This is a genomic window from Imperialibacter sp. EC-SDR9 (assembly GCF_902498805.1).
GTDB lineage: Bacteria > Bacteroidota > Bacteroidia > Cytophagales > Cyclobacteriaceae > Imperialibacter.
In genome coordinates this window covers 80,637-101,137 of record NZ_LR701575.1, presented here as the reverse complement: position 1 = coordinate 101,137, position 20,501 = coordinate 80,637, and the positions used below count along the sequence as shown (strand labels likewise).

General features: G+C 47.2%; 20 protein-coding genes. 3 read left to right on the top strand and 17 right to left on the bottom strand.

The window, feature by feature from the left end:
* Position 1: 1 nt before the first annotated feature.
* The 6 genes from GC130_RS03325 to GC130_RS03300 all read right to left on the bottom strand — a co-directional run bounded on the left by GC130_RS03325 (position 2) and on the right by GC130_RS03300 (position 10,015).
* Positions 2 to 6,958, bottom strand: coding sequence for a choice-of-anchor D domain-containing protein (locus GC130_RS03325; RefSeq protein ID WP_151996844.1), 6,957 nt, complete (start codon positions 6,956 to 6,958; stop codon positions 2 to 4).
* Between the two features lie 442 nt (positions 6,959 to 7,400).
* Positions 7,401 to 8,354 (bottom strand): sugar phosphate isomerase/epimerase, encoded by a 954-nt coding sequence (locus GC130_RS03320; protein ID WP_151996843.1) that lies wholly within the window; start codon positions 8,352 to 8,354, stop codon positions 7,401 to 7,403.
* 145 nt (positions 8,355 to 8,499) lie between these two features.
* Entirely contained in the window at positions 8,500 to 8,856 is a 357-nt protein-coding gene (locus GC130_RS03315; RefSeq protein WP_151996842.1) for a HigA family addiction module antitoxin, read from the bottom strand.
* The gene (locus GC130_RS03310; protein WP_151996841.1) at positions 8,834 to 9,187 is read right to left on the bottom strand and encodes a type II toxin-antitoxin system HigA family antitoxin; all 354 of its coding nucleotides are present in this window, start codon (positions 9,185 to 9,187) and stop codon (positions 8,834 to 8,836) included. Before GC130_RS03310 ends, GC130_RS03315 begins: the two co-directional genes overlap by 23 nt.
* 11 nt (positions 9,188 to 9,198) lie before the next feature.
* Complete coding sequence (locus GC130_RS03305; protein WP_151996840.1) at positions 9,199 to 9,495, bottom strand: type II toxin-antitoxin system HigB family toxin; 297 nt, start codon at positions 9,493 to 9,495, stop codon at positions 9,199 to 9,201.
* A gap of 205 nt (positions 9,496 to 9,700) precedes the next feature.
* Positions 9,701 to 10,015 (bottom strand): hypothetical protein, encoded by a 315-nt coding sequence (locus tag GC130_RS03300; protein ID WP_151996839.1) that lies wholly within the window; start codon positions 10,013 to 10,015, stop codon positions 9,701 to 9,703.
* Between the two features lie 56 nt (positions 10,016 to 10,071).
* Between GC130_RS03300 and tnpA the strand changes: the two genes are divergently transcribed.
* Entirely contained in the window at positions 10,072 to 10,515 is a 444-nt protein-coding gene (gene tnpA / locus GC130_RS03295; RefSeq protein WP_151997020.1) for an IS200/IS605 family transposase, read from the top strand.
* Between the two features lie 22 nt (positions 10,516 to 10,537).
* Here tnpA and GC130_RS03290 read toward each other — a convergent pair whose 3' ends face one another.
* On the bottom strand, positions 10,538 to 10,774 hold the full coding sequence (locus GC130_RS03290; RefSeq protein WP_151996838.1) for a PIN domain-containing protein: 237 nt from the start codon (positions 10,772 to 10,774) through the stop codon (positions 10,538 to 10,540).
* Positions 10,771 to 10,974 carry a hypothetical protein gene (locus GC130_RS03285; protein WP_151996837.1) on the bottom strand — a complete coding sequence of 68 codons (204 nt, stop codon included), beginning with the start codon at positions 10,972 to 10,974 and terminating at the stop codon, positions 10,771 to 10,773. Before GC130_RS03285 ends, GC130_RS03290 begins: the two co-directional genes overlap by 4 nt.
* 29 nt (positions 10,975 to 11,003) lie before the next feature.
* Between GC130_RS03285 and GC130_RS29050 the strand changes: the two genes are divergently transcribed.
* Positions 11,004 to 11,126: a hypothetical protein gene (locus GC130_RS29050; protein WP_255471490.1), complete on the top strand. Its 123-nt coding sequence runs from the start codon at positions 11,004 to 11,006 to the stop codon at positions 11,124 to 11,126.
* 41 nt (positions 11,127 to 11,167) lie between these two features.
* Here the strand turns inward: GC130_RS29050 and GC130_RS03280 are convergent, their stop codons facing one another.
* From GC130_RS03280 to GC130_RS28525, 9 genes are all read right to left on the bottom strand, one after another.
* Positions 11,168 to 11,722, bottom strand: coding sequence for a hypothetical protein (locus GC130_RS03280; protein WP_151996836.1), 555 nt, complete (start codon positions 11,720 to 11,722; stop codon positions 11,168 to 11,170).
* Entirely contained in the window at positions 11,719 to 13,101 is a 1,383-nt protein-coding gene (mnmE, locus tag GC130_RS03275) for a tRNA uridine-5-carboxymethylaminomethyl(34) synthesis GTPase MnmE (RefSeq protein ID WP_151996835.1), read from the bottom strand. The genes GC130_RS03280 and mnmE overlap by 4 nt, the downstream gene beginning before the upstream one ends.
* 159 nt (positions 13,102 to 13,260) lie before the next feature.
* Positions 13,261 to 13,710, bottom strand: coding sequence for a thioredoxin fold domain-containing protein (locus GC130_RS03270; protein ID WP_151996834.1), 450 nt, complete (start codon positions 13,708 to 13,710; stop codon positions 13,261 to 13,263).
* Complete coding sequence (locus GC130_RS03265) at positions 13,707 to 14,603, bottom strand: metal ABC transporter permease (protein ID WP_151996833.1); 897 nt, start codon at positions 14,601 to 14,603, stop codon at positions 13,707 to 13,709. The genes GC130_RS03270 and GC130_RS03265 overlap by 4 nt, the downstream gene beginning before the upstream one ends.
* A gap of 3 nt (positions 14,604 to 14,606) precedes the next feature.
* Positions 14,607 to 15,896, bottom strand: coding sequence for an iron chelate uptake ABC transporter family permease subunit (locus GC130_RS03260; RefSeq protein WP_151996832.1), 1,290 nt, complete (start codon positions 15,894 to 15,896; stop codon positions 14,607 to 14,609).
* Positions 15,897 to 15,916: 20 nt separating this feature from the next.
* Positions 15,917 to 16,711: a metal ABC transporter ATP-binding protein gene (locus tag GC130_RS03255; RefSeq protein ID WP_151996831.1), complete on the bottom strand. Its 795-nt coding sequence runs from the start codon at positions 16,709 to 16,711 to the stop codon at positions 15,917 to 15,919.
* 9 nt (positions 16,712 to 16,720) lie between these two features.
* Positions 16,721 to 17,641, bottom strand: a complete 921-nt coding sequence (locus GC130_RS03250; RefSeq protein WP_226940370.1) for a metal ABC transporter solute-binding protein, Zn/Mn family — start codon at positions 17,639 to 17,641, stop codon at positions 16,721 to 16,723.
* 14 nt (positions 17,642 to 17,655) lie between these two features.
* Entirely contained in the window at positions 17,656 to 18,312 is a 657-nt protein-coding gene (locus GC130_RS03245; protein ID WP_151996829.1) for a metal-dependent transcriptional regulator, read from the bottom strand.
* Positions 18,313 to 18,438: 126 nt separating this feature from the next.
* A complete protein-coding gene (locus GC130_RS28525; protein ID WP_193217753.1) occupies positions 18,439 to 19,125 on the bottom strand; it encodes a glycosyltransferase in 687 nt (228 codons plus the stop codon).
* 486 nt (positions 19,126 to 19,611) lie between these two features.
* Here GC130_RS28525 and GC130_RS03235 point away from each other — a divergent pair, with 486 nt between their 5' ends.
* Entirely contained in the window at positions 19,612 to 20,424 is an 813-nt protein-coding gene (locus GC130_RS03235) for a 2,3,4,5-tetrahydropyridine-2,6-dicarboxylate N-succinyltransferase (RefSeq protein ID WP_151996827.1), read from the top strand.
* Positions 20,425 to 20,501: the final 77 nt, after the last annotated feature.

Here is a 20,501-nt window from a genome sequence, read left to right as displayed (position 1 = left end):
TTTAGTCTCTTAGTAGCTGAATGAATCCGGATTCATTTTTCCCACGCTCTAGCTTGATCAGGTAATAATAAGTGCCGGCATCCAGAGCCTGATTGCTGCCAACATTCCCATTGCCTTCAAATTTGATATCTATGTTGTCATACCGGTCAGCTTGATACACCAGTTTGCCTGCCTTGGTGAAAATGGAAACCGAATTATTTGCGTATTCGGTAATGCGCTCAATCTTCAGAAAATCATGTTTTCCATCGCCATTGGGGGTAAGCACGTTAAAGACATGAATGGTCTTGTTTCTGGGCCCAACCTCACCCGACACGTCAAAAACAAAATCGGCGAAGTTACTTTTGATCGTCACGGTACCCGAGAAGCTCCCCTCGGCTGTTGCCCGAAGCACTACCTCAAGCAGGCCTGTTTCGCCAATTTCAACGGTTTCTGGTACCTGCGCCACCTCAAATTCGTCACCTGTGATTTCAACGGAATGAATTATCAAGATTTCATTTTCTGACGGGTTGGCGATAAAAAATACTTTGGAAATAGGGTCTCCAAACTGAGTGGTGCCCAGGTTGACTGTCGTGTTGGAAGTGATCAGCTTGTTGTTGCTTTCCTCTATTACTTGCATCTCTTCAAATTCAACTTTTCCACTGACCGAAAAGTCAAAATCTGCTTCATCGTCGTCATTGCTGGCAATGGAAATAGTTGCAGTGAAATCTCCCCCCGCCGAGGCGTCCATCACTACTGTAAACTGCCCGGTTGTTCCCGGCAGTAAGCTTGTTATTGACGACAGAATACTGAATACTTCGCTTGAAGAGGTGATGCCTGAGATTTCGAGCGCAGCATTTCCCGTGTTTTTGATTGTGAAGACCGCTTCCAGGTCGGCACCCTGTTCGGTGGTACCCATTTCAATGGCGGTGGATTGTCCATCAGTTATACTTGTGCCGGTGTCGCTGCTTCCCACAAATATTTCTATTTCAGGTACCAGAGGCACTCCAGATAATATTTCGCCGGTTATGGGGAATGTAAATGAGCTTTCATCCAGGTCGTCGCTAATGATAGCAACGGTGGCATTGAACATGCCTGCATTGGCACCAGATAGAGTTACTGTAAACATTTCGGTGTTTCCGGGTGAGATACTGGCGATAGTACTGCTGACACTGAAGGCTGTTCCGTCGACAGTAATGGCGCTGATGTTGAGGTTGCTGGTGCCGGTATTTTCAATGGCAAAACCCTGAGAAATCTCGCTTCCCTCTGCTGCGCTTCCAAAGTCTACAGGTGCCGGCTGACCGTTGAGAATAGCAGGAGCCGTGTTTTCTGTCCCGGCAAAAACACTGATTTCAGTAAAGGTGATAGTGCCAGATACAGGAAACGTGAACGGGCTTTCATCTGCATCATCGCTTGTAATCGTTACGATCTCATCAAAAGTGCCGGTATCAGTGCCCGAAAGGGTAAGGGTGAACGTTTGGGTAGCCCCAGCGGCAATAGCAGTAATAGCATTGGTCACGCTGTAACCAGTACCTGAAACGGTGACCTCGCTGATGGTTAGTGTGCTCGTACCTGTATTTTCAATAGCGAATGTTCTTACGATATTACTTCCCTGAACAGCACTTCCGAAGCTAATCGGAGTGGCTTGTTCATCAGATATTGCTTCTCCCGAATTGTCCTCTCCGGCAAACACTGCAATGTTGGGATAGGTGATGGAGCCAGTAATAGGGAAGGTAAATGAGTTGTCGCCACTGTTGTCGCTGCCGATGGTCACATCGGCGCTAAAGTTACCGGTGTTGTCCCCCGACAGTGTGACGGTGAATGTTTCCGTAGCGCCAGCGGCAATACTGGTAATGGCACTGGAAACGCTGAAATCAGTACCGGACAAGGTTATACCGCTAACGGTGAGTACACTGGTGCCAGCATTTTGTATGGCAAAAGTACGGGTAATCGGATTGCCCTGCACTGAACTACCAAACTCTACAGCAGAGGTTTGACCATCTGTGATCATGGTGGCCGTATTGTCCGTGCCGGCGAAGACATTGATCTCAGGATATGTGACCGTTCCGGTAATGGGGAAGGTGAATGGATTTTCATCCGCATCGTCAGACGCAATCGTGACTGTGGCATTGAAGGTGCCCGCATTTGCCCCTGAAAGGGTTATACTAAAGTTGGCTGATGCATTTGTTGCGACGGAAGTAATGGCGCTGGAAACACTGAAATCTGCCCCAGAAACAGTCACACTACTTATGTTAAGAGCACTGGTGCCGGTATTCTCAATAGTGAAATTTCTGGGAACGTCAGTCCCTTTAACAGTAGGTTCAAAACTAATAGTTTCTGTCTGGTCATCAGAAATAGCTGACGCCGTGTTGTCATTACCAGCAAACATGTTTATTTCCGGATAGGTGATTGTGCCAGTCACGGGGAACGTGAAATCGCTTTCATCAGCATCGTCGCTTGTGATGGTTACGGTAGCACTGAAGTTGCCTGTGTTGGTGCCTGAAAGGCTGATAGTGAAGGTTTCCGTTGCGTTCGCAGCAACCGTCGAGATGGCGCTGTTTACGTTGTAATCGGTGCCGGAAACGGTGACGCTGCTGACATTAAGTACGCTCGTCCCCGAATTCTTAATTGCAAAGGTTCTTATGATCTCGCTTCCGTGTACTGCGCTACCAAAGTTAATTGCGGTCACTTGCGCATCGGTAATTCCCGGCGAGGCATCAGTGGCACCATCGAAGACGTTGATCTCAGGGAAGGTGATTGTGCCAGTCACAGGGAAAGTGAAATCGCTCTCATCAGCATCGTCGCTTGTGATGGTTACGGTAGCGCTGAAGTTGCCTGTGTTGGTGCCTGAAAGGCTGATAGTGAAGGTTTCCGTTGCGTTCGCAGCAACCGTCGAGATGGCGCTGTTTACGTTGTAATCGGTGCCTGAAACGGTGATGCCGCTGACATTGAGTATGCTCGTCCCCGAATTCTTAATGGCAAAGGTTCTTATGATCTCGCTTCCTTGTACCGCACTACCAAAATTGATTGCGGTCACTTGTGCATCGGTAATTGATGGTGAGACGTCTGTGGCACCATCGAAGACGTTGATCTCAGGGAAGGTGATTGTGCCAGTTACAGGGAAAGTGAAATCGCTCTCATCAGCATCGTCGCTTGTGATGGTTACGGTAGCGCTGAAGTTGCCTGTGTTGGTTCCTGAAAGGCTGACAGTGAAGGTTTCCGTTGCATTCGCAGCAACCGTTGAGATGGCGCTGTTTACGCTGTAATCGGTGCCGGAAACGGTGATGTTGCTGATATTGAGTGTGCTCGTCCCCGAATTCTTAATTGCAAAGGTTCTTATGATCTCGCTTCCTTGTACCGCACTACCAAAGTTAATTGCGGGCACTTGCGCATCGGTAATCCCCGGTGAGGCATCAGTGGCACCGTCGTATACGTTGATCTCGGGCAAGGTGATGGCACCTGTTACAGGGAAGGTGAATGGGTTTTCATTGGTGTCGTTGCTGGTGATGGTCACTGTAGCATTAAAGGTGCCCATGGTTGCGCCAGAAAGGGTGATAGTAAATGTCTCTGTTATGCCGACTGCAACTGTCGAGATTGAACTGGTAACGATAAAGTCAGTGCCCGAAACACTAATGCTGCTTACCTCCAGAGGCAATGACCCGGTGTTTTCTATAGCAAATGTTTGTATGATATCATTTCCCTGCAAAACGGATCCTAAATCGATGGCTGACAACTGCCCGTCCATGATGGGAAAACCAGCATTGCTACTTCCATAGAAAACGTCTAGCTCTGGCTCAGATATGCCGCCTGTGATGGAGAACGTAAAGGGATTTTCGTCGGTATCGTCGCTCGAAATCGTGACCATCGCATCAAAGGTGCCTGTAATTGCCCCTGATAAGGTAATTGTAAAAGTTTGAGTAGTGCCGGCACTCAACGCTCCGATTGAACTGTTGACAGTATAGTCCGATCCTGTAACAATTATACTGCTGATAGTTAGCGTGCTAGTCCCGGAGTTTTTAACAGCAAACGTTTTTGTAATGTCGTTTCCTTGTAGTGCACCACCAAAACTGATCGGTGTGATTTGCGCATCGATGATCTCTGGCGAGGCCTCGTTGTCGCCATTATAAACATCGACCTCCGGTGCAGTGATGGTGCCGGTTACGGGGAAAGTGAAAGGATTTTCATCTACGTCGTTACTAGCAATGGTCACTGTTTCATTGAAACTGCCTGGGTTGGTGCCCGACAGGGTCACGGTAAAAGTTTGCGTGGCATTCACGGCAACAGATGCGATGACGCTGACCAAACTGTAGGCAGTGCCCGAAACAGTAATGCTACTGACATTGAGTACGCTCGTTCCGGTATTTTTGATAGCGAAAGTCCTGGTAATATTGTTTCCTTGTAGCGCACTGCCAAAGTTGATAGAAGTGACTTGTGCATCGGTGATTACGGGAGAGGCGTCAGTGGCACCGTCGTAAACGTTGATTTCGGGAAAGGTGATAGTGCCCCTTACAGGAAAGGTGAAAGGGTTTTCGTCTGCGTCATCACTGGCAATAGTCACTGTTTCATTGAATGTGCCTGTGTTGGAGCCGGAAAGAGTCACAGTGAAAGTCTGGGTAGCGCCCACAGCCACTGCGGTGATGGCACTGCTGACGCTGTAGGCCGTGCCGGAAACGGTAATGCTGCTGACATTGAGCATGCTTGTCCCTGTGTTTTTGACAGCAAAAGTTCGGGAGATGCTGTTGCCCTGCACCGCACTGCCAAAGTTGACGACAGCGACTTGTGCATCAGTGATTACAGGAGAGGCGTCCGTGTCGCCGTTGTAAACATTGATTTCAGGAAAGGTGATGACGCCTCTTACAGGGAAGGTAAAAGGGTTTTCGTCGGCGTCGTTACTGGCAATGGTCACCGTTTCATTGAATGTGCCTGTGTTGGAGCCGGAAAGAGTCACAGTGAAGGTCTGCGTAGCACTTACAGCCACTGTGGTGATCCCACTGCTGACAGCGTAGGCCGTGCCGGAGACAGTAATGCTGCTGACATTGAGTACGCTCGTTCCGGTATTTTTGATCGCAAAAGTCCTTGTGATGTTGTTGCCCTGTACTGCATTGCCAAAGTTGATGACAGCGACTTGTGCATCAGTGATTGCAGGAGAAGCGTCCGTAGCCCCGTTGTACACATTGATTTCTGGCGCCAGGATGGTACCTGTTACAGGAAATGTAAATGGATTTTCGTCAGCGTCATTGTTGTTGATAGTGACGGTGGCACTGAAAGTGCCGGCATTTGTGCCAGACAACCGAACAGTGAACGTTTGGGTGGCGCCCACTGCAATGGAGGTAATAGAACTGTTCACGCTGAAGGCTGAGCCGGAAACAGTAATGCTGCTGACATTGAGCGAACTCGTTCCTGTATTTTTGATAGCAAAAGTTCGGGTGATGTTGTTTCCCTGTACCGCATTACCAAAGTTGATGGCTGTCCCTTGTGCGTCGGTAATAACTGAAGATGCGTCAGTTGCACCGTTGTAGACATTAATTTCTGGCTCTGGGGCCTCAGTCTGATTAAGTCTTATGCTCAGCATTCCCTTCCCCTCGGCCTGGCGGTTGGTATAAATCAGGTCAGGTCTTTCGTCTCCGTCGATGTCATCCAGCTGATCAGCAAACGGTGCTGAGGAGGTACCAAAAACGACGACTTCGTGCATGGCAATGGTGCCCGGCTCACTCTTGTTGCCATAAACAAAAATCCGATCTTCGGTCACCGAGGGAACGGCGATATCGGGCAGCTTATCTCCATTGATATCACCTACATCAAAGAAGTCGCCATAGCTCGACGAGCCTTCTCCAGTATTGAATCCAAGAGGTTCATCCAATGTAATTTTTCCGTCGCTGGCGTAGGCATTTCTGAATATTTCTATGACAGTAGCAGTCTGGGATCCTACAATGATGTCCAAGAAACCATCCTGATCCATATCAGCCGCTCTCACGATTGCCGCAGCTGAATTAGGTTTAAAGCTAGTCAAAGGACCGAAGGAAGGTTTTCCCGGCGTGCTGGTATTGGTGATAACGTCTAAACTGGTTCCAAAGGCTCGAATGAGTTCAGGGATCCCGTCATCATTCAAATCGCCTGCCGTCAGGTCGCCACCGCCAATGGCAAGGGTAGAGGAACCTGTGAAGGTGATCTTGCCTATTGTGCTGGTATTGTAGTAAATATTGATTGAGCTTCCTGTGATAGCAGCAATGTCAACTTTGCCGTCTTGATCAAGATCCGAAAGCACAAGGCCAATATGAGGTGTGCCTTCAATGCCCAGGGTAGTTGCTGGGCTAAAAGAGATTTCACCGGGTGAACTTTCATTAGCCATCACCACAATTCCCGGGGAGGTACTTCCCCAGCAGACAATGTCGAGCCTTCCATCACCATCCAGGTCATGGATTTTTGCTCCCTGATTGTTTCCGAAAGTGACGGGATAGGGGGTGACGTCGAAAGAAGGAACACTTTTATCCGTGGTGTTTCTCAAAATACTCAGGCTGGGCTTCGATCCGGTTAGCGTCATCAAAAGATCTATGAGGCCGTCTCCATCGAAATCAGCACTTTCTAATCTTTCGGGATTGTCATCTGTCGAAATAGTGGTTTCAGGGCCGAAAGCGTTGGTGTCGATGATGGCAACACCGTCGCTGTATGTCGGGATGAAGTCGAGGTTAGAGGTGGCCACCATGCCAGTCGACGAAACGACGATAATTGGCCCCATTTTGGCCTCCAGTGGCACAGTGACTTCCAGCTCCGTGGTGCTGCCACTTGTAATTTTTGCCACTACTCCGCCGATAAATACCTGCATTCCTTCTGACTTGTCATCGAAGTTTTCGCCTTTGATAATTACCTTATCTCCAACTCTGGCAGAGGTTGGCGAAAAACTTTTGATGATGGGGGTTGCAGCCCGGGAAAAGGCATTGTTGCTAAATAAGATCAAAAAAAGAACCCAGCGAAATTTTGACATAGGTACAGAAAAAAAATGATCGAATATCTCCCAATCTACGGACGAAAAAGAGCATTTCAATAGAAGAGGGTCGGTTTTTTGATAGATATTGAAGTAGCGGCTGGCTTCTATTAGGTTGATTACCTGCCGATTACTTGCTGCACTATATAAATTATTAATTGTATTATTCTAATAAAAAACAATTACCCTAATAGTAATTCAGATCATGCTGTCGGAAGTGCATGAAAGCCAACGGAGCAGGCCAGGGATGTTGTTCCTACCTGCCTCAAACCGATTAGGGCCAGTGTAGCGTGCATACGAAGAACTGCACTTTGCCGAGGTTGCACTGAAGGGCATAGAAGCGACGATGAGTTAGCTTTTGTAGGTATTCCTCCGAACGAAAAAAATTATACCTGTCAAAAACTACATGGTGTGGGTAGGCGGATTCCAGTGTCGGGCATGTCTACATACCCACCAGCGCCAGCGATTTTTTCATGGCGGCCATGTTGGTGGTCAGCGCTTCGTCGTTTTCGAGGTCGTTAAGCGCCTGGTTAAACGGCTCGGTTCTCACCGGCCCGTCGTACCCGATGTCGATCAAACCCTGCAGAAAGTCTTTCATGTTGATCACGCCGGTGGCCAGTGGCAGCTCTCGTTTTCCGTCCTGCTGCTCCTCTCGTTTGAAGCCAGCTCTGGCATCGTTAATGTCGGCTGTAATGATATCGGAAGGGGTGAGGGTTTTGATGTCCTCCAGAGTGTCGTTGGCGCAATACCAGTGGAAGCTGTCCAGCACAAACCCAACATTTCCAGTTCCTATGGCAGCAATGAGTTCTTTCCCTTCCTTCATGGAACTGATAAATGTATAGCGATTCCCGGCCACAAGTGTTCGCATGCCCAGGTACTCAAGACCAAGCCTTATGCCATAGTCATTCATTATTTTGGCGCATTCCCCAAGCCGGGCGGCATGCTGGCGCATGTTTTCATTGTAGGTAAGTGTGCCGTGTGAAGAAATGATCCATGTGTTGATCCGGGTGGCCCCTTGCTTTTGCATGGCCTCGCAGAATTTTGGCAGTTCCTTCACGTCTTCTTTGAACTTGGCATCGTCCCGGCGAAACTCCACAGGTATATTGGTCGAATCGTAGCTGATCTTGTTGGCCTTCATCTTCGCCATGATTTCGTTCAGCTGAGCCGACGAGTAGTCTTTCATCACTTCCTGTGTAAACGGACTAATGGCCTCATAACCATACTGGATGGCGTAATCCAAGGTTTGCGCAAAGTTGGCCTTCACCCCGATAATACCCGGGTTGAGTGCTAGTTTGAACTTCCTTGTGGCTTTCGTGCTGGAAAACGTGGGAAATGAGGGTGTCGCCGCAACGGCGGCGGCCATGGCTGAGGCCTGGATGAATTTTCTTCTATGCATGATCTTCTGGATAATAATTGTCTAAGATAGGGCAGTAGTTATGATTTCGGAATAGGAGAGAGGATGGGCGGTGGGTGTGGGAAAACGGTGGCTTTGCTGGCCACTGCGCAAGCAGTATCTTGCGCAGATAAAGAAGTTTTTGCTCTCAAATTGAAGCCATTTGCACTTTAGTCTTTGTTGGGATATCGGCCTTCTCCATAGCCTTTTTGTTCTTGACCCGGATCTTATCGATCTCATAGGCAACCTGGTATTTCATCCAAAATCCTGCTTTGATGCCAAGGGCATCTTCCAGGCGAACAGCCAACTCTGGAGTGATGTTTCGCTTTCCTCCAATCAGCTCAGACATTATATTCTTGGCAATACCAAGTGCCTTTGCCAACTCAATCTGCTTCATTTCCCTGGCTTCCAGCTCGTCTTTTAAAAGCTCTCCAGGATGCATAGCCGATCCTGGTACTAGGTCGTTTGCCGGCAGTCTTTCTTTACTGGAGAATAATGTCAGCATCGATGTTCAGCTTTTTATGTATAGTCTTAGCCATGTCCAGGGTAATGTCACGCTTGCCTTTTAAGTATTCACTGATCCGGCTGGCGGATGTTCCAAGGAGTTCAGCAAGCTCCTTTTGGCTTAGGCCCATCTCAGACATGCGTAACCGGATCACATCGATCAGCCCAGGCGTAGCTACCGGCAGGTGAGCTTCCTCGTACTCAGCAACGAGGTCAGATATTTCATCAAGTTCGACAAATGTTGGGTCTTCCGGAGAGGTATCATTGCCCACAACCTTTAGAAGCTCTTCGATCCGTGCCAGGTACTTTTTATATTCCTTTTCTTTGATCATATCCGTATTCTTTAGATACTTGAATAGTCCTGAATGTCGTCATATTCAGAATGTGAACCGATAAACCGGATATACACTTTTTTTGAAGCAAAAATCACTATAGCAATCAGCCGGAATTTATTTCCTTTGATGTTGAAAACATACCGGTTGCTTCCGGCATGGTCCACACTATTAAAGGTCTGTCTCATCTCCCGGAAATTCTCCCAACTGGCTTTGCTGGTTTTGTGATACCACTCTTCCAGGGCTGTTTTGGCCTCCGGCACCTTTTCGGTGTATTCCCTGATCCTTCGGAACGTTACAATCCTCATTACTTCAATTGTAAATGTAAAGTTACATAAAATGTAATTTATATCGCAATCCGATTCACAGCCGCACACTTTTTCATTGCTGGTGATCGTTATTTACTTTCCGATACAAAAAGTAATTAGTGTTGATAGTCAGGTAGTTATAATAGTCAGGTACAAATAAGGTACAAATCAGTCAGGTTTAGTGAGTTTAGACATGAAACTATCTTTACAAAAAGGCCACCACCAGATCCCAGTTATCGGGAAAGTTTTTAGCCGTCCATGATTCTCTTATGTTATCCTCAGTTGCTGACGCACTGTCCTCAATGCATAACACCGCTACGAAGTTTTCATATCTATTATCTCCCTTATAGTTATTTGCGTCCGTCTTCACTTGATCTATATAATCCTCAATGATATTGCCCTTCCGAATAAACTTGTATTCGATTGCTACATTTAATTCTGGAATCAGGATGTCAGGGTCATAAGTCTTGAATTGTTGAATAAAGCTTGCCTTGTTCTTTAATATAACTGAGAAATCCACCTTCTTTGAAGGTGGTCATGTATAATTGGCTTAGCCTGAAGTTTTATATTTACATGATGAGCAATTTTAAAAAGCTAAGTCATGTATTGTATCGATGTGATTACCATATAGTATGGACTCCAAAATATCGATTCAAAGTACTCGAAGGTTTAGTAAAACAACAACTTGAAAAGGATTTGTTGATGCTTTTGGAATGGAAGGCGTGTGAAAAGAAGGAACTCAATATACAGATTGACCATGTGCATCTAATAGTTAGTGTTCCACCAAAAGTATCGATATCGCAACTGATGGGAGTCTTGAAGGGCAAGACGGCTATAAAGACATTCAAAAGTTATCCTCAGTTGAAGCAGAAGCCATACTGGGGGAATCACTTTTGGTCACGAGGTTATTGTGTAGACACAATAGGACTAGACGAAGAGAAAATCAGGCGATATGTGAAGTATCAAGAAAAGCAGGAAAAACTAGAAGAACAGCAAAAGCTGGACTTTGGCCCCTTATAGGGGCATAATCAAGTCCACCTTCTTAGAGGGTGGATTCTTTAATTTGCTTGTAAGTCAGCGCTTTTCGCTCATTGAACTCTTCTTCGGTGAACCCCGAAATGAGCATAATTTTTCTCTGGTGCTCCTTAATCTCCTCTTTGAGGAAGTTGACACTATAGAATTCGAATACATGAAGAGAATTAAAAAGAAGATGGCCGATTTTACCTTCGGAGTTTAAGAGAGCACTGAACAGGATGTTGGTGTCAACTACTAATTTCACTTAATGAACTTATCTCTGTTCTTTTCCCACCAGCCTTTTTTTGCGTCTTGCGCCAATTGGTTAATTTGAGCTTGGCTGGCTTTACTTTTTGCACCTAGTTCCAAATAGCGCAAGTAGTCCAGTGTTTGTTGGAGAAAGTCGACGTTCACAGCTCCATCAAGGGTGACGATTATTTCATTATTTTTTCTCTCTACCAGCATTGTCAAAATTTGTTTACAGCTATTAACGAATGACTTTGACCAAAGATACGAAAACTAAGTATGAGTTGAATACCATTCTTTTGAACGATTCTCTATCGAAGACGGAGATCGACGGCTTGACAAGGGTGAAAGAGGAGAAGACAGACTGCTAAATGCAAGTGAAGTTGATGCCCCTGTCAGTTCCGGGGGTGGCTCAATAGGTTATCCTATCCGGCAAGTTGTAAATCACGTCATTGTGGGAAGCCTCGGCCTTAAGTCGCCGTATATGTCCATTGATTTTACCCTCAAAGTCCATTCTGTAGTCTGCGTGGATTTTCCTGGTAACAATTGTGACTACTTTAGATATCGCTTGCGCTACCCTAAAATCAAAAACTGTCCAGCAAGTGCCGAATTCATTGCCGAAATCCGTAAAAATGATCTCCAGCATATACATGATCAGTTCGCCCTCTTTTTCCGGTCGCCGATCAATTGCCTTATAACGGTTGATTGCCTGTGTAGCCTTTTGGATGCCTTTGGCAAGGTTCTTTTGTATGACACCATAATTGATATAAACATTCATGGCGTCTTCTATTTCAGCTTTTACATCGGCAAATAGATCTTCCAGGTCGTTTTTTGAAGCCACCTTCTGAAAATAAATTGCCTCCAGCTCAGCCTGGTTTTTTGTCAGCAACCGGGCGATCAGCTTATCCTTTTCTTTCTCACTAAGGCTTTCCAGATATGGACTAATGTCTGCTATCTTAATTTTCATTTTCCGATACAAAACTTACTAAAGATATTTGCCAGCAAGTCATCATTAGTTACCTCACCGGTAATCTCACCGAGGTGGTGGAGGGCCTGCCGGATGTCAAGGGCCAGGAAGTCGCCAGTGACGTTGGAGCCGATGCCAGTGAGCACATCATCCAGGGCCTGGCTGGTTTTCAGCAGGCTTTCAAAGTGGCGGGCGTTGGTCACGATGGTGTCGCTGCTGCGGATGTTCTTCAGGTTGACCTGATCGAGGATCTTGTCTTTCAGCTCTTCCAGGTATTGCTGCTGTGAGGCAGAAATAAAGATAAACCTGTCATCTTCTTTTAGCTGAGCCACCAGAGCAGCGGGTGCTTTGTCTATCTTATTCCCGATAGGAATAAACGGTTTACCCAGGTTCTCCAGCTTGTTTATCTCTTTGTTGATGTCGGTGATGTTGTCGTTCACCAGGTCAAAAAGGTAAAGGATCAGCGAAGCTTCCTTCATTTTGCTGTGCGTTCTTTCCACACCCAGCGCTTCGATGACATCGGTTGTTTCTCGGATGCCAGCCGTGTCGATGAATCTGAAAGCCACGCCTTCAATATTGATTTCATCTTCGATGGAGTCACGGGTGGTGCCGGCGATGTCAGAAACGATCGCCTTTTCTTCCTTAAGCAAAGCATTGAGCAGGGTAGACTTGCCGGCGTTTGGCTTGCCTGCAATCACTGTGGGCACGCCATTTTTGATGACATTGCCCAAATCGAAGCTCTTGATCAGCTGGTTGATGATCGTTTTCAGGTCGTTGACCAGCTTCGCCAGGTCGTGACGATCGGCAAATTCCACATCTTCTTCGCCGAAGTCCAGCTCCAGCTCAATCATGCTGGCAAAGTGGATGAGCTGCTCCCGCAGTTGTTTGATGTCTTTCGAAAAGCCTCCCCGCATCTGCGACATGGCCGCCTGGTGGGCCGCTTCGGAATCGGAGCTGATCACATCGGCTACTGCCTCGGCCTGGGCCAGATCAAATTGCCCGTTGAGAAATGCCCTTTTGGTGAACTCGCCTGGCTTGGCCAACCTGGCTCCCTTGCTCACGAGGAGGTTAATGATGCGCTTGATGATATACGACGACCCGTGACAGGAAATCTCCACCACGTTTTCTTTGGTAAACGACCTGGGGGCAATGAAGACCGACATCAACACTTCGTCGATGACCTCTTTGCCTTCTCTGATAGTGCCAAAATGTATTGTGTGCGAGTCGACTGCATCAAGGTCTTTGCCATGGAAGACTGCATTGGCGATACTTATCGCCTGAGGCCCGGAAAGGCGAACAACGGCAATAGCGCCAATGCCCTGAGGGGTAGCAAGCGCCACAATGGTATCGTCGAACTGAGAGTAGGAGAGAGCACCCAAGGGTTATGAACTGTTTGTTAGAATGAAAGACTCGGTAGAAATAACAAAAGACAAGCAACAAAATTCAATATCGAAGCACTAAACCGTTTCGAATGTGAATTCTAGGTGATTTGGAGCTTGTTTATATTTTGTCATTTGAGTATTGGGTTTTTACAGAGCTTATTTTTTGGCCAGTTTGGTGATGATCCTTTTCAGCTGCGGCGAAGTCTTGTAACCTGAAACGATTTCAAGTCTGTCCTGGTCGTTGTCTACCAAAATGAAGGTAGGGTATCCTTGTATCCCCAACGCCTTCACCATCTCCCTGCCACTGGTTTCCTTACCCAAAAAGGTAAACTTATCTGTTGTTTCTCCATTTATTTTGACCACATAAACCGATTCGTTCAAAAGCGAGACAACCTCCGGGTCGGTAAAAGTGGTTTTGTCCATCTTCTTACACCAGCCACACCAGTTGGCGTACATCTCCACAATCACCGGCCTGGGTTCTTTTTTCAGCTTTTCAGCCAACTGGTCAATAGAAGTCCATTCCGTAGCCGTTGGTTCAGCTGGAGTAGCAGCCGTAACCACAATGGCGAGTATTGCCACTGACAGTAGTCCAATCAATTGCTTCATATTGGTTCTTCGTTTAAAGTCATGGAAAGTTTCGATCTTCTATTTCTGAACACTACTCCTTGCGTGGGAGAGAACAAAAATACAACCAAAAAGATTAAACCCGCCACCGTCGACATAGCACCGGCGATGGATCCGTCAATATAAGACGCAAGATAATAGCCCAGCACGGATACAATTATGCCGATGATACAAGTGAAAATAAGCATTTTCTTGAAATCCTCCGTGAGCAGGTAGGCCGTTGCTGGCGGGGCAATAAGCAAAGCCACCACCAAAATTGCCCCAACGGATTCGAAAGATGCCACCGTTGTAAGCGACACAGCTCCCATGAGCAAGTAGTGCCATAGGGTGGTGTTAATGCCAATGATGGCGGCGTAGGAGGGGTCGAACGTGGTGAGGAACAACTCTTTGTATCCGATGAAGATGAAAGCAATGACCACCAGCAGCACTGATCCGGAGATGTACAGTACTCTTGGCCCCATGATGGTGCCGGTGTCGGTGATCCAAAGATCAATGGGCACGTAGGCAATTTCACCGTAAAGCACGCAGTCCTGGTCGAGGTCAACCTTGCCAGCGAACGTGGAAATCAAAATAACGCCCAGGGCAAACAGCCAGGTGAAGGTGACACCGATGGAGGCGTCCGTTTGGAGGTTGCCCTTCTTGTGAAAGAACTCGATGAGAAAGGTGGTGATGATACCCAACGCACCTGCTCCCAAAAGCATGGGCAGGGAGTCCCGGCTGCCAGAAATGAAAAACGCTATCACAATACCCGGCAACACGGCATGAGAAATGGCATCAGCCACCATGGCCATTTTTCGAAGGATGAGGTAGCTCCCCACCAGGCCGCAGGACACCGCCACCAACGAACCTGCTAAAATGATATATATCGCTTCCATGGCTTATCTGTAAGGTATAGTTTCGTTGTGTGGATCAACCGACGGATAGTTGAGTTTTTTCTCCAGCCTGGCCTCTATTTCCGGCGTTATGATATGCTCAATTGTTTCAGCCTCATCGTGCACATGGTCGGGCGCAATGCGCAAATACTCGGTAAGGTAAAGCTCCCAAAGCCGGTGAAGCTTCACTATGCGTTGCCCTTTGTTTTTACCTTCCTCGGTAAGTACCCAGCCTTCCCGGTCCTGCTTCAGGAAACCGCTTCTCACTAGTTTTTGGAGGCCGCCTTTTAACCGGCCCATTACGAAACGTCGTTGGGAGATCAGGTCGCTTATCTTTCGGTGTCCATAGTATTGTTCATCGGCCTCACCCAGGTGGAAAAATGCCTTGAGGATATTTTCCTCCAGGATCTGTTTTTGATATTTTCTTTGCTGGAATTGCTTATACAGGATGCCCTTCCTTGGCGCAATAAAGAACGAGCTCATGGCGATGAAGGAAATCACCAGCACAATCCACGGCCCGGTAGGCATGGCCGGAGCCACAAAGGAAATGTAGGCACCCGAAACGCCGGAGATCGCCCCAAAGAGTGCTGCAAGGAACACCATTGTGGTCAGCTTGTCGGTCCAGAACCGGGCCGCTGCTGCAGGCGTAATAAGCATGGCTGCCATGAGCACCACCCCCACAGCCTGAATGCCTGTAACTACGGCCAGTACTGTGAGGGTTGTCAAAACGAGCTCCAGCCCCTTCACAGGCATGCCAATGGCTTTTCCAAACTGTTCGTCAAAGGCCAGCAGGGTGAGCTCTTTAAAGAGAAGGCCGACAACCAGCAGCAAAATAATACTGACCGATCCGAACACAATCAGGTCCTGGCCAACAAGAGAAGCTGCTTTGCCAAACAGGAACTGATCCAGCCCGCTTTGATTGGCGTTGCCGGAATGCTGGATAGCCGTAAGGATCAGAATGCCAAGGCCGAAAAAGACCGACAGGGTAAGACCAATCGCTGTGTCTTCTTTTAGTTTGGAGTACCTGACGATCATGTCGATAAACCGGAGGGAGAGCCAGCCGGTAATGAACGCTCCAATAATCAAGTAAATGGGGTTTTTGGTTCCTGACACTACAAATGCGAGGCAGACACCTGGTAGCACCGAATGTGCCACGGCATCCCCAATGAGGGCTCTTTTCTTAAGAAAGGTAAAACAACCCACAATGGCCGCACTGATAGCCAGCAGCACCGAGCCCACCACCACGTACCTGATGTTGGGATCCTGAAAAGAAAAGAAATAGAGAAAGTCTTCCATGATATGGCTGCCAAATTTGCTTACACTGTTTTCTCTCTGCTGGGGAAACGCCCTTTAGTAAGCAAGTCGCCCACTTCCGACAGAATGGTGAGCTTGCCACCGTATGCTTCCTGCAAAAGCTCTTCTTTAAACACATCGACTGTTGGCCCTGATGCTACCAGACGCATATTCAGCAAAATGAGCCAATCGAAATACTTGGCTACGGACTGTAAGTCGTGGTGCACCACCACTACCGTCTTCCCTTCTTTAGACATTCTCCTCAGCAACTCTACAATCGCTTTTTCAGTGGCCGCATCTACACCGGCAAATGGCTCATCCATAAAATAGACCTCTGCCTGCTGCGCCAGCGCCCGGGCCAGAAACACCCGTTGCTGCTGTCCACCTGAGAGCTGTGAAATCTGCCTGTTTTTGAAGGCTTCCATTCCCACCAAGCGCATGCTCTCCTGCACCACCTCCCTGTCGGCTTGCCGTGGCCTTTTGAAAAGCCCCAGCTTTCCGTAACGGCCCATCATTACCACGTCATATACTGAAGCCGGAAAATCCCAGTCGACGGACTCCCGCTGGGGCACGTAGCTGATCTTTTCCCTCACGTTGTCGAGTTGCGTGTCAAATAGCTTCACATAACCGCTGCTAAGCGGCACTAGATCCATAATGGCCTTGATGAGGGTCGACTTACCAGCGCCGTTGGGCCCCACAATCCCTACCAGGCTGCCCTTGGGAAGAGAGAGATCGATACCCCACAGCACCGGCTTTTGACTGTAGCTGACCGTGAGATCGTGCACTTCAATGATCGGATCTTCTGCATGTATGTTCATCTTACCAGATTATTTTAAAGAGGATACTATTGTGTTTACATTCGCCGTAACCATGCCGATATAGGTGCCGTCTTGTGTGCCAAATTCGCCCATTGCGTCAGAATAGAGTTTGCCACCAATCACTACCTGATGTCCACGCTGCCTGCAGCCGTCTACCACCGCATTGATGGCTCTTTCAGATACTGAAGTCTCAACAAAAACAGCTTTGACATTTCTGTCAACAATAAGATTCACCAGATCGGCCACGTCTTTGAGGCCAAACTCCGATTGCGTGGAGATACCTTGAAGACCGTTTACTTCGATGTTGTAAGCATCACCAAAGTAGCCGAATGCATCATGGGCTGTAACCAGAATCCTCTGAGTTTCAGGAATTGTGGCTATTTCTGACGTTACCCAGCTGTGAAGCGAATCAAGCTTTTTCAAATAGACCTCCAGGTTTTTTTGGTAGTAAGCGGCGTTCGCCGGGTCTTTTTCCTTCAGTGTTTTGCCAACCTCCAGCACGGCGTTTTTCCACAGGTCAACATTGAACCAAATATGGGGGTCATAGTTTCCTGCGAAAACAGGCGTGTCCCTGAGTTTTTCCTTCGGTATTTCTTCCGAAACTGCCACAACTGGCTTCAGCCGCCCCAACTTCTCCAGCACTTCGCCCATTTTTCCTTCAAGGTGAAGGCCGTTGTAAAAAACAACGTTGGCTGCTGATAGTCGCTGGAGGTCTCCCTGGGTGGCTTTGTAAAGGTGAGGATCAACACCTGGCCCCATTAATGCATCCGCTTCAACGGAGTCCTTTGCAATATTCAGTACGGCATCGTAAATCATTCCGGTAGTCGCCAGCACTTTGAGCTTGGTGTCTTTCTGCCTTTTTTGACTTGTTTGGGTGCAGCCAAAGAACAGCATGTTGATGATTGCAACTGACAGGGTTATTCTCAACATCAATTTTTTCATATTTAATCTGTGATCAAAATGTTTTGTGATACCTCTCTGGAAATAAATACCTTTTGCTTATTATCTATTAGTATCTCCATTGAACCATCAAAGTCGACTCGCTCAGTTACTTCCAGCTTGGCACCGAGGTAAATGCCGATTTTATCGAGGTATTGTAAAAAGGAAGAGCCTTCGTCGTTCACCGCAACAATTTTTCCTTTGACTCCCACCTCAACTTTGTCCAGAGGTGTTTTTTTTGCAACGGCCATGTCACCGTTTTCGTCAGGAATAGGGTCGCCATGAGGATCTACTTTAGGGTAGTCGAGGAATTCGTCCAGGCGCTGGATAAGGAGACCGGATCTGATGTGTTCCAGCTGTTCGGCCACTTCATGCACCTCATCCCAATTGAATTTTAATTTATCAACCAGAAACACTTCCCAAAGCCTGTGCTTGCGAATGACCTGCAAGGCCATCATTTTTCCTTTCTTGGAAATGTTGACTCCATAGTACTTTTTGTAAGTCACCATCCCTTTTTCGTCCAGCTTCCTGATCATGTCGCTGACCGACGCAGGCTTCGTGCTCATGTGGTCAGAAATAGCATTGGTAGACACCTCAGTAGCACCGCTGTCAGACAAATGAAATATGGCTTTCAGGTAGTTTTCTTCGGCAAAGCTTAGCATTACAAAATATTTTTCCCCAAAGGTAAAAATATTTTAGAGTTATCTAAAAATATTTTTCAATCGATGGTATAACACAAAAACAGCAGGAGATGTTCACACCTCGATCAAACAGACCTGAACAGGTGGCTACTGATCCGACACAAGGGTGTTAATCAACTGGATAAGTTTTTGTTCCTCACCTGTCCAGTAGATGTCGCCGTAGTCGATAGAAGCAGGGTAGAAGGTGCCATAAAGTATGGACAATGGTTCGCCAGTCGGAGCTTGCCCGGGTTTAAAAATAACTGCAGCTTTTTTTTCCAGGCAGTAGTTGGTCCACATCCTTTCTTCTTGAATGATCATCGGCAGCCGATAAGACATGTACTCCCAAATCTTGGTAGGAAAACATTCGCTGATGGCTGGGTTGTCGGGATAAAACACCAACCCAAAGTCGGCTCGAGCAATGGCAGATTGTATAGTTTCGTAAGGCACCCCATCAGCGCCTCCAATCAGCTTGATGGAGGGGTAATTGTCTATCGTTTCACTGATATATCGAATCGACTTTTTGTCGGGTACTTTGCCACAAAGGTGGAGTTGGCTTCCGGGAATCGTTTCGTGAATTTTCATAAAAGCATCGATGGCTTCCCGAACCCCATAGGTGAGAGACAGCGTGCCAGTCACGAGAAATACGGGAGCGTTGAGGTTTGCTTTTCGGGCGGTGCGGACTGCAAGGGGCAGTGCTTTGTTTTGAAGAACGGTCCACCGGGTGCCGATAAAAGGAAGGGCAGTGTAACTGTTTTCTGCCAGGATAAAATGAGAAATGAAAGGAGCGCTCATTGTTTCAGACAGTCTGACCCATGCGGCTGCAAGAGGTTTTAGAAAGGAGGGAAGAGGGGAAAGGTATTTGATGTTCAGTTGGTAATTTTCCTGAATATCATACACAATCCGGGTGCCAAATATTATTTGGTATAGACAACTAACAATCAGAAATTCAGATGAATTAACTATGATTAGTTCAGGCTTTAATTTAACTAACTTTAGGAAGAACCTGGCGGGAGCAAAAAGTCTCCCAAATGAGATTCTTTTGAAGTAAAAGAGAGGGGTAAATATAATATCGGGATGTGCTGAGTGATTTTTCGAATTGAATCCTATGATATTAAAACCATATTTATTTGTTTTCGTCATTGATAGGGCAAGCTTGTGATAGTGACGTATGTCATCCACAGGTTTCAATACCGAACCAATCACAATTTGTTTTTTTAACATGGCGCTAAGGAAATCCGATTCCTTTGGCCGAAGATAATTTAATAGAATTTCTACTGAATGGAATTAAGAGAATTAATAGAGAATGCGTGGGACGACCGGGCAACTTTGCAGGACAAGGAAACGGCAATTGCCATCAAAACAATTGTCGATGACCTTGACAAAGGGATTCGTCGTGTGGCCGAAAAAGTGGGGGACGATTGGGTTGTGAACGAGTGGATCAAGAAGGCGGTCATTCTCTATTTTCCTCTGATGAAAATGCAGGCCATTGAGGTGGGGCCATTCTCGTATCACGACAAGATTAAGCTAAAGACTGGCTACGATAAATTGGGAGTGAGGGTGGTGCCAAATGCCGTGGCTCGCTACGGCTCTTACTTGAGTGCAGGCGTGGTGATGATGCCAAGCTATGTGAATATCGGAGCCTATGTCGACGAGGGAACTATGGTCGATACCTGGGCAACAGTGGGAAGCTGTGCGCAGATTGGGAAGAACGTTCACCTGAGTGGAGGCGTTGGAATCGGTGGTGTACTTGAGCCCGTTCAGGCGGCCCCGGTTATCGTGGAAGACAATGCATTTATTGGTTCACGTTGCATCATTGTAGAGGGCATCAGGATTGGCAAAGAAGCTGTGCTTGGTGCCAATGTTGTGTTGACGGGCAGCTCTAAAATTATAGACGTTTCGGGTAGTGAGCCAGTGGAGTATAAGGGTTATGTGCCCGAGCGCTCGGTGGTGATACCGGGCACAATTCCCAAGAAGTTTCCGGCAGGTACGTTCCAGGTGCCCTGTGCGTTGATCATAGGAAAGAGAAAAGAAAGCACAGATAAAAAGACGTCGCTGAATAGCGCTTTACGTGAGAACGACGTTGCAGTGTAATATACAATCAATTCTGCCTACTTAATTATTTTCACTTTATTTGCACCTTCATTTTGGTTGGGTGCGACCAATTTTAT

What these genes read in the sequence shown, in the direction of transcription:
- GC130_RS03265 (WP_151996833.1), bottom strand. Translation starts at nt 14,603, where the DNA reads ATGGAAGCGATATATATCATTTTAGCAGGTTCGTTGGTGGCGGTGTCC.
- GC130_RS28525 (WP_193217753.1), bottom strand. Translation starts at nt 19,125, where the DNA reads ATGAGCGCTCCTTTCATTTCTCATTTTATCCTGGCAGAAAACAGTTAC.
- GC130_RS03255 (WP_151996831.1), bottom strand. Translation starts at nt 16,711, where the DNA reads ATGAACATACATGCAGAAGATCCGATCATTGAAGTGCACGATCTCACG.
- GC130_RS03315 (WP_151996842.1), bottom strand. Translation starts at nt 8,856, where the DNA reads ATGCTGACATTATTCTCCAGTAAAGAAAGACTGCCGGCAAACGACCTA.
- GC130_RS03310 (WP_151996841.1), bottom strand. Translation starts at nt 9,187, where the DNA reads ATGATCAAAGAAAAGGAATATAAAAAGTACCTGGCACGGATCGAAGAG.
- GC130_RS03280 (WP_151996836.1), bottom strand. Translation starts at nt 11,722, where the DNA reads ATGAAAATTAAGATAGCAGACATTAGTCCATATCTGGAAAGCCTTAGT.
- GC130_RS03320 (WP_151996843.1), bottom strand. Translation starts at nt 8,354, where the DNA reads ATGCATAGAAGAAAATTCATCCAGGCCTCAGCCATGGCCGCCGCCGTT.
- tnpA (WP_151997020.1), top strand. Translation starts at nt 10,072, where the DNA reads ATGAGCAATTTTAAAAAGCTAAGTCATGTATTGTATCGATGTGATTAC.
- GC130_RS29050 (WP_255471490.1), top strand. Translation starts at nt 11,004, where the DNA reads ATGACTTTGACCAAAGATACGAAAACTAAGTATGAGTTGAATACCATT.
- GC130_RS03245 (WP_151996829.1), bottom strand. Translation starts at nt 18,312, where the DNA reads ATGCTAAGCTTTGCCGAAGAAAACTACCTGAAAGCCATATTTCATTTG.
- GC130_RS03270 (WP_151996834.1), bottom strand. Translation starts at nt 13,710, where the DNA reads ATGAAGCAATTGATTGGACTACTGTCAGTGGCAATACTCGCCATTGTG.
- GC130_RS03325 (WP_151996844.1), bottom strand. Translation starts at nt 6,958, where the DNA reads ATGTCAAAATTTCGCTGGGTTCTTTTTTTGATCTTATTTAGCAACAAT.
- GC130_RS03305 (WP_151996840.1), bottom strand. Translation starts at nt 9,495, where the DNA reads ATGAGGATTGTAACGTTCCGAAGGATCAGGGAATACACCGAAAAGGTG.
- GC130_RS03260 (WP_151996832.1), bottom strand. Translation starts at nt 15,896, where the DNA reads ATGGAAGACTTTCTCTATTTCTTTTCTTTTCAGGATCCCAACATCAGG.
- GC130_RS03285 (WP_151996837.1), bottom strand. Translation starts at nt 10,974, where the DNA reads ATGCTGGTAGAGAGAAAAAATAATGAAATAATCGTCACCCTTGATGGA.
- GC130_RS03235 (WP_151996827.1), top strand. Translation starts at nt 19,612, where the DNA reads ATGGAATTAAGAGAATTAATAGAGAATGCGTGGGACGACCGGGCAACT.
- GC130_RS03250 (WP_226940370.1), bottom strand. Translation starts at nt 17,641, where the DNA reads ATGTTGAGAATAACCCTGTCAGTTGCAATCATCAACATGCTGTTCTTT.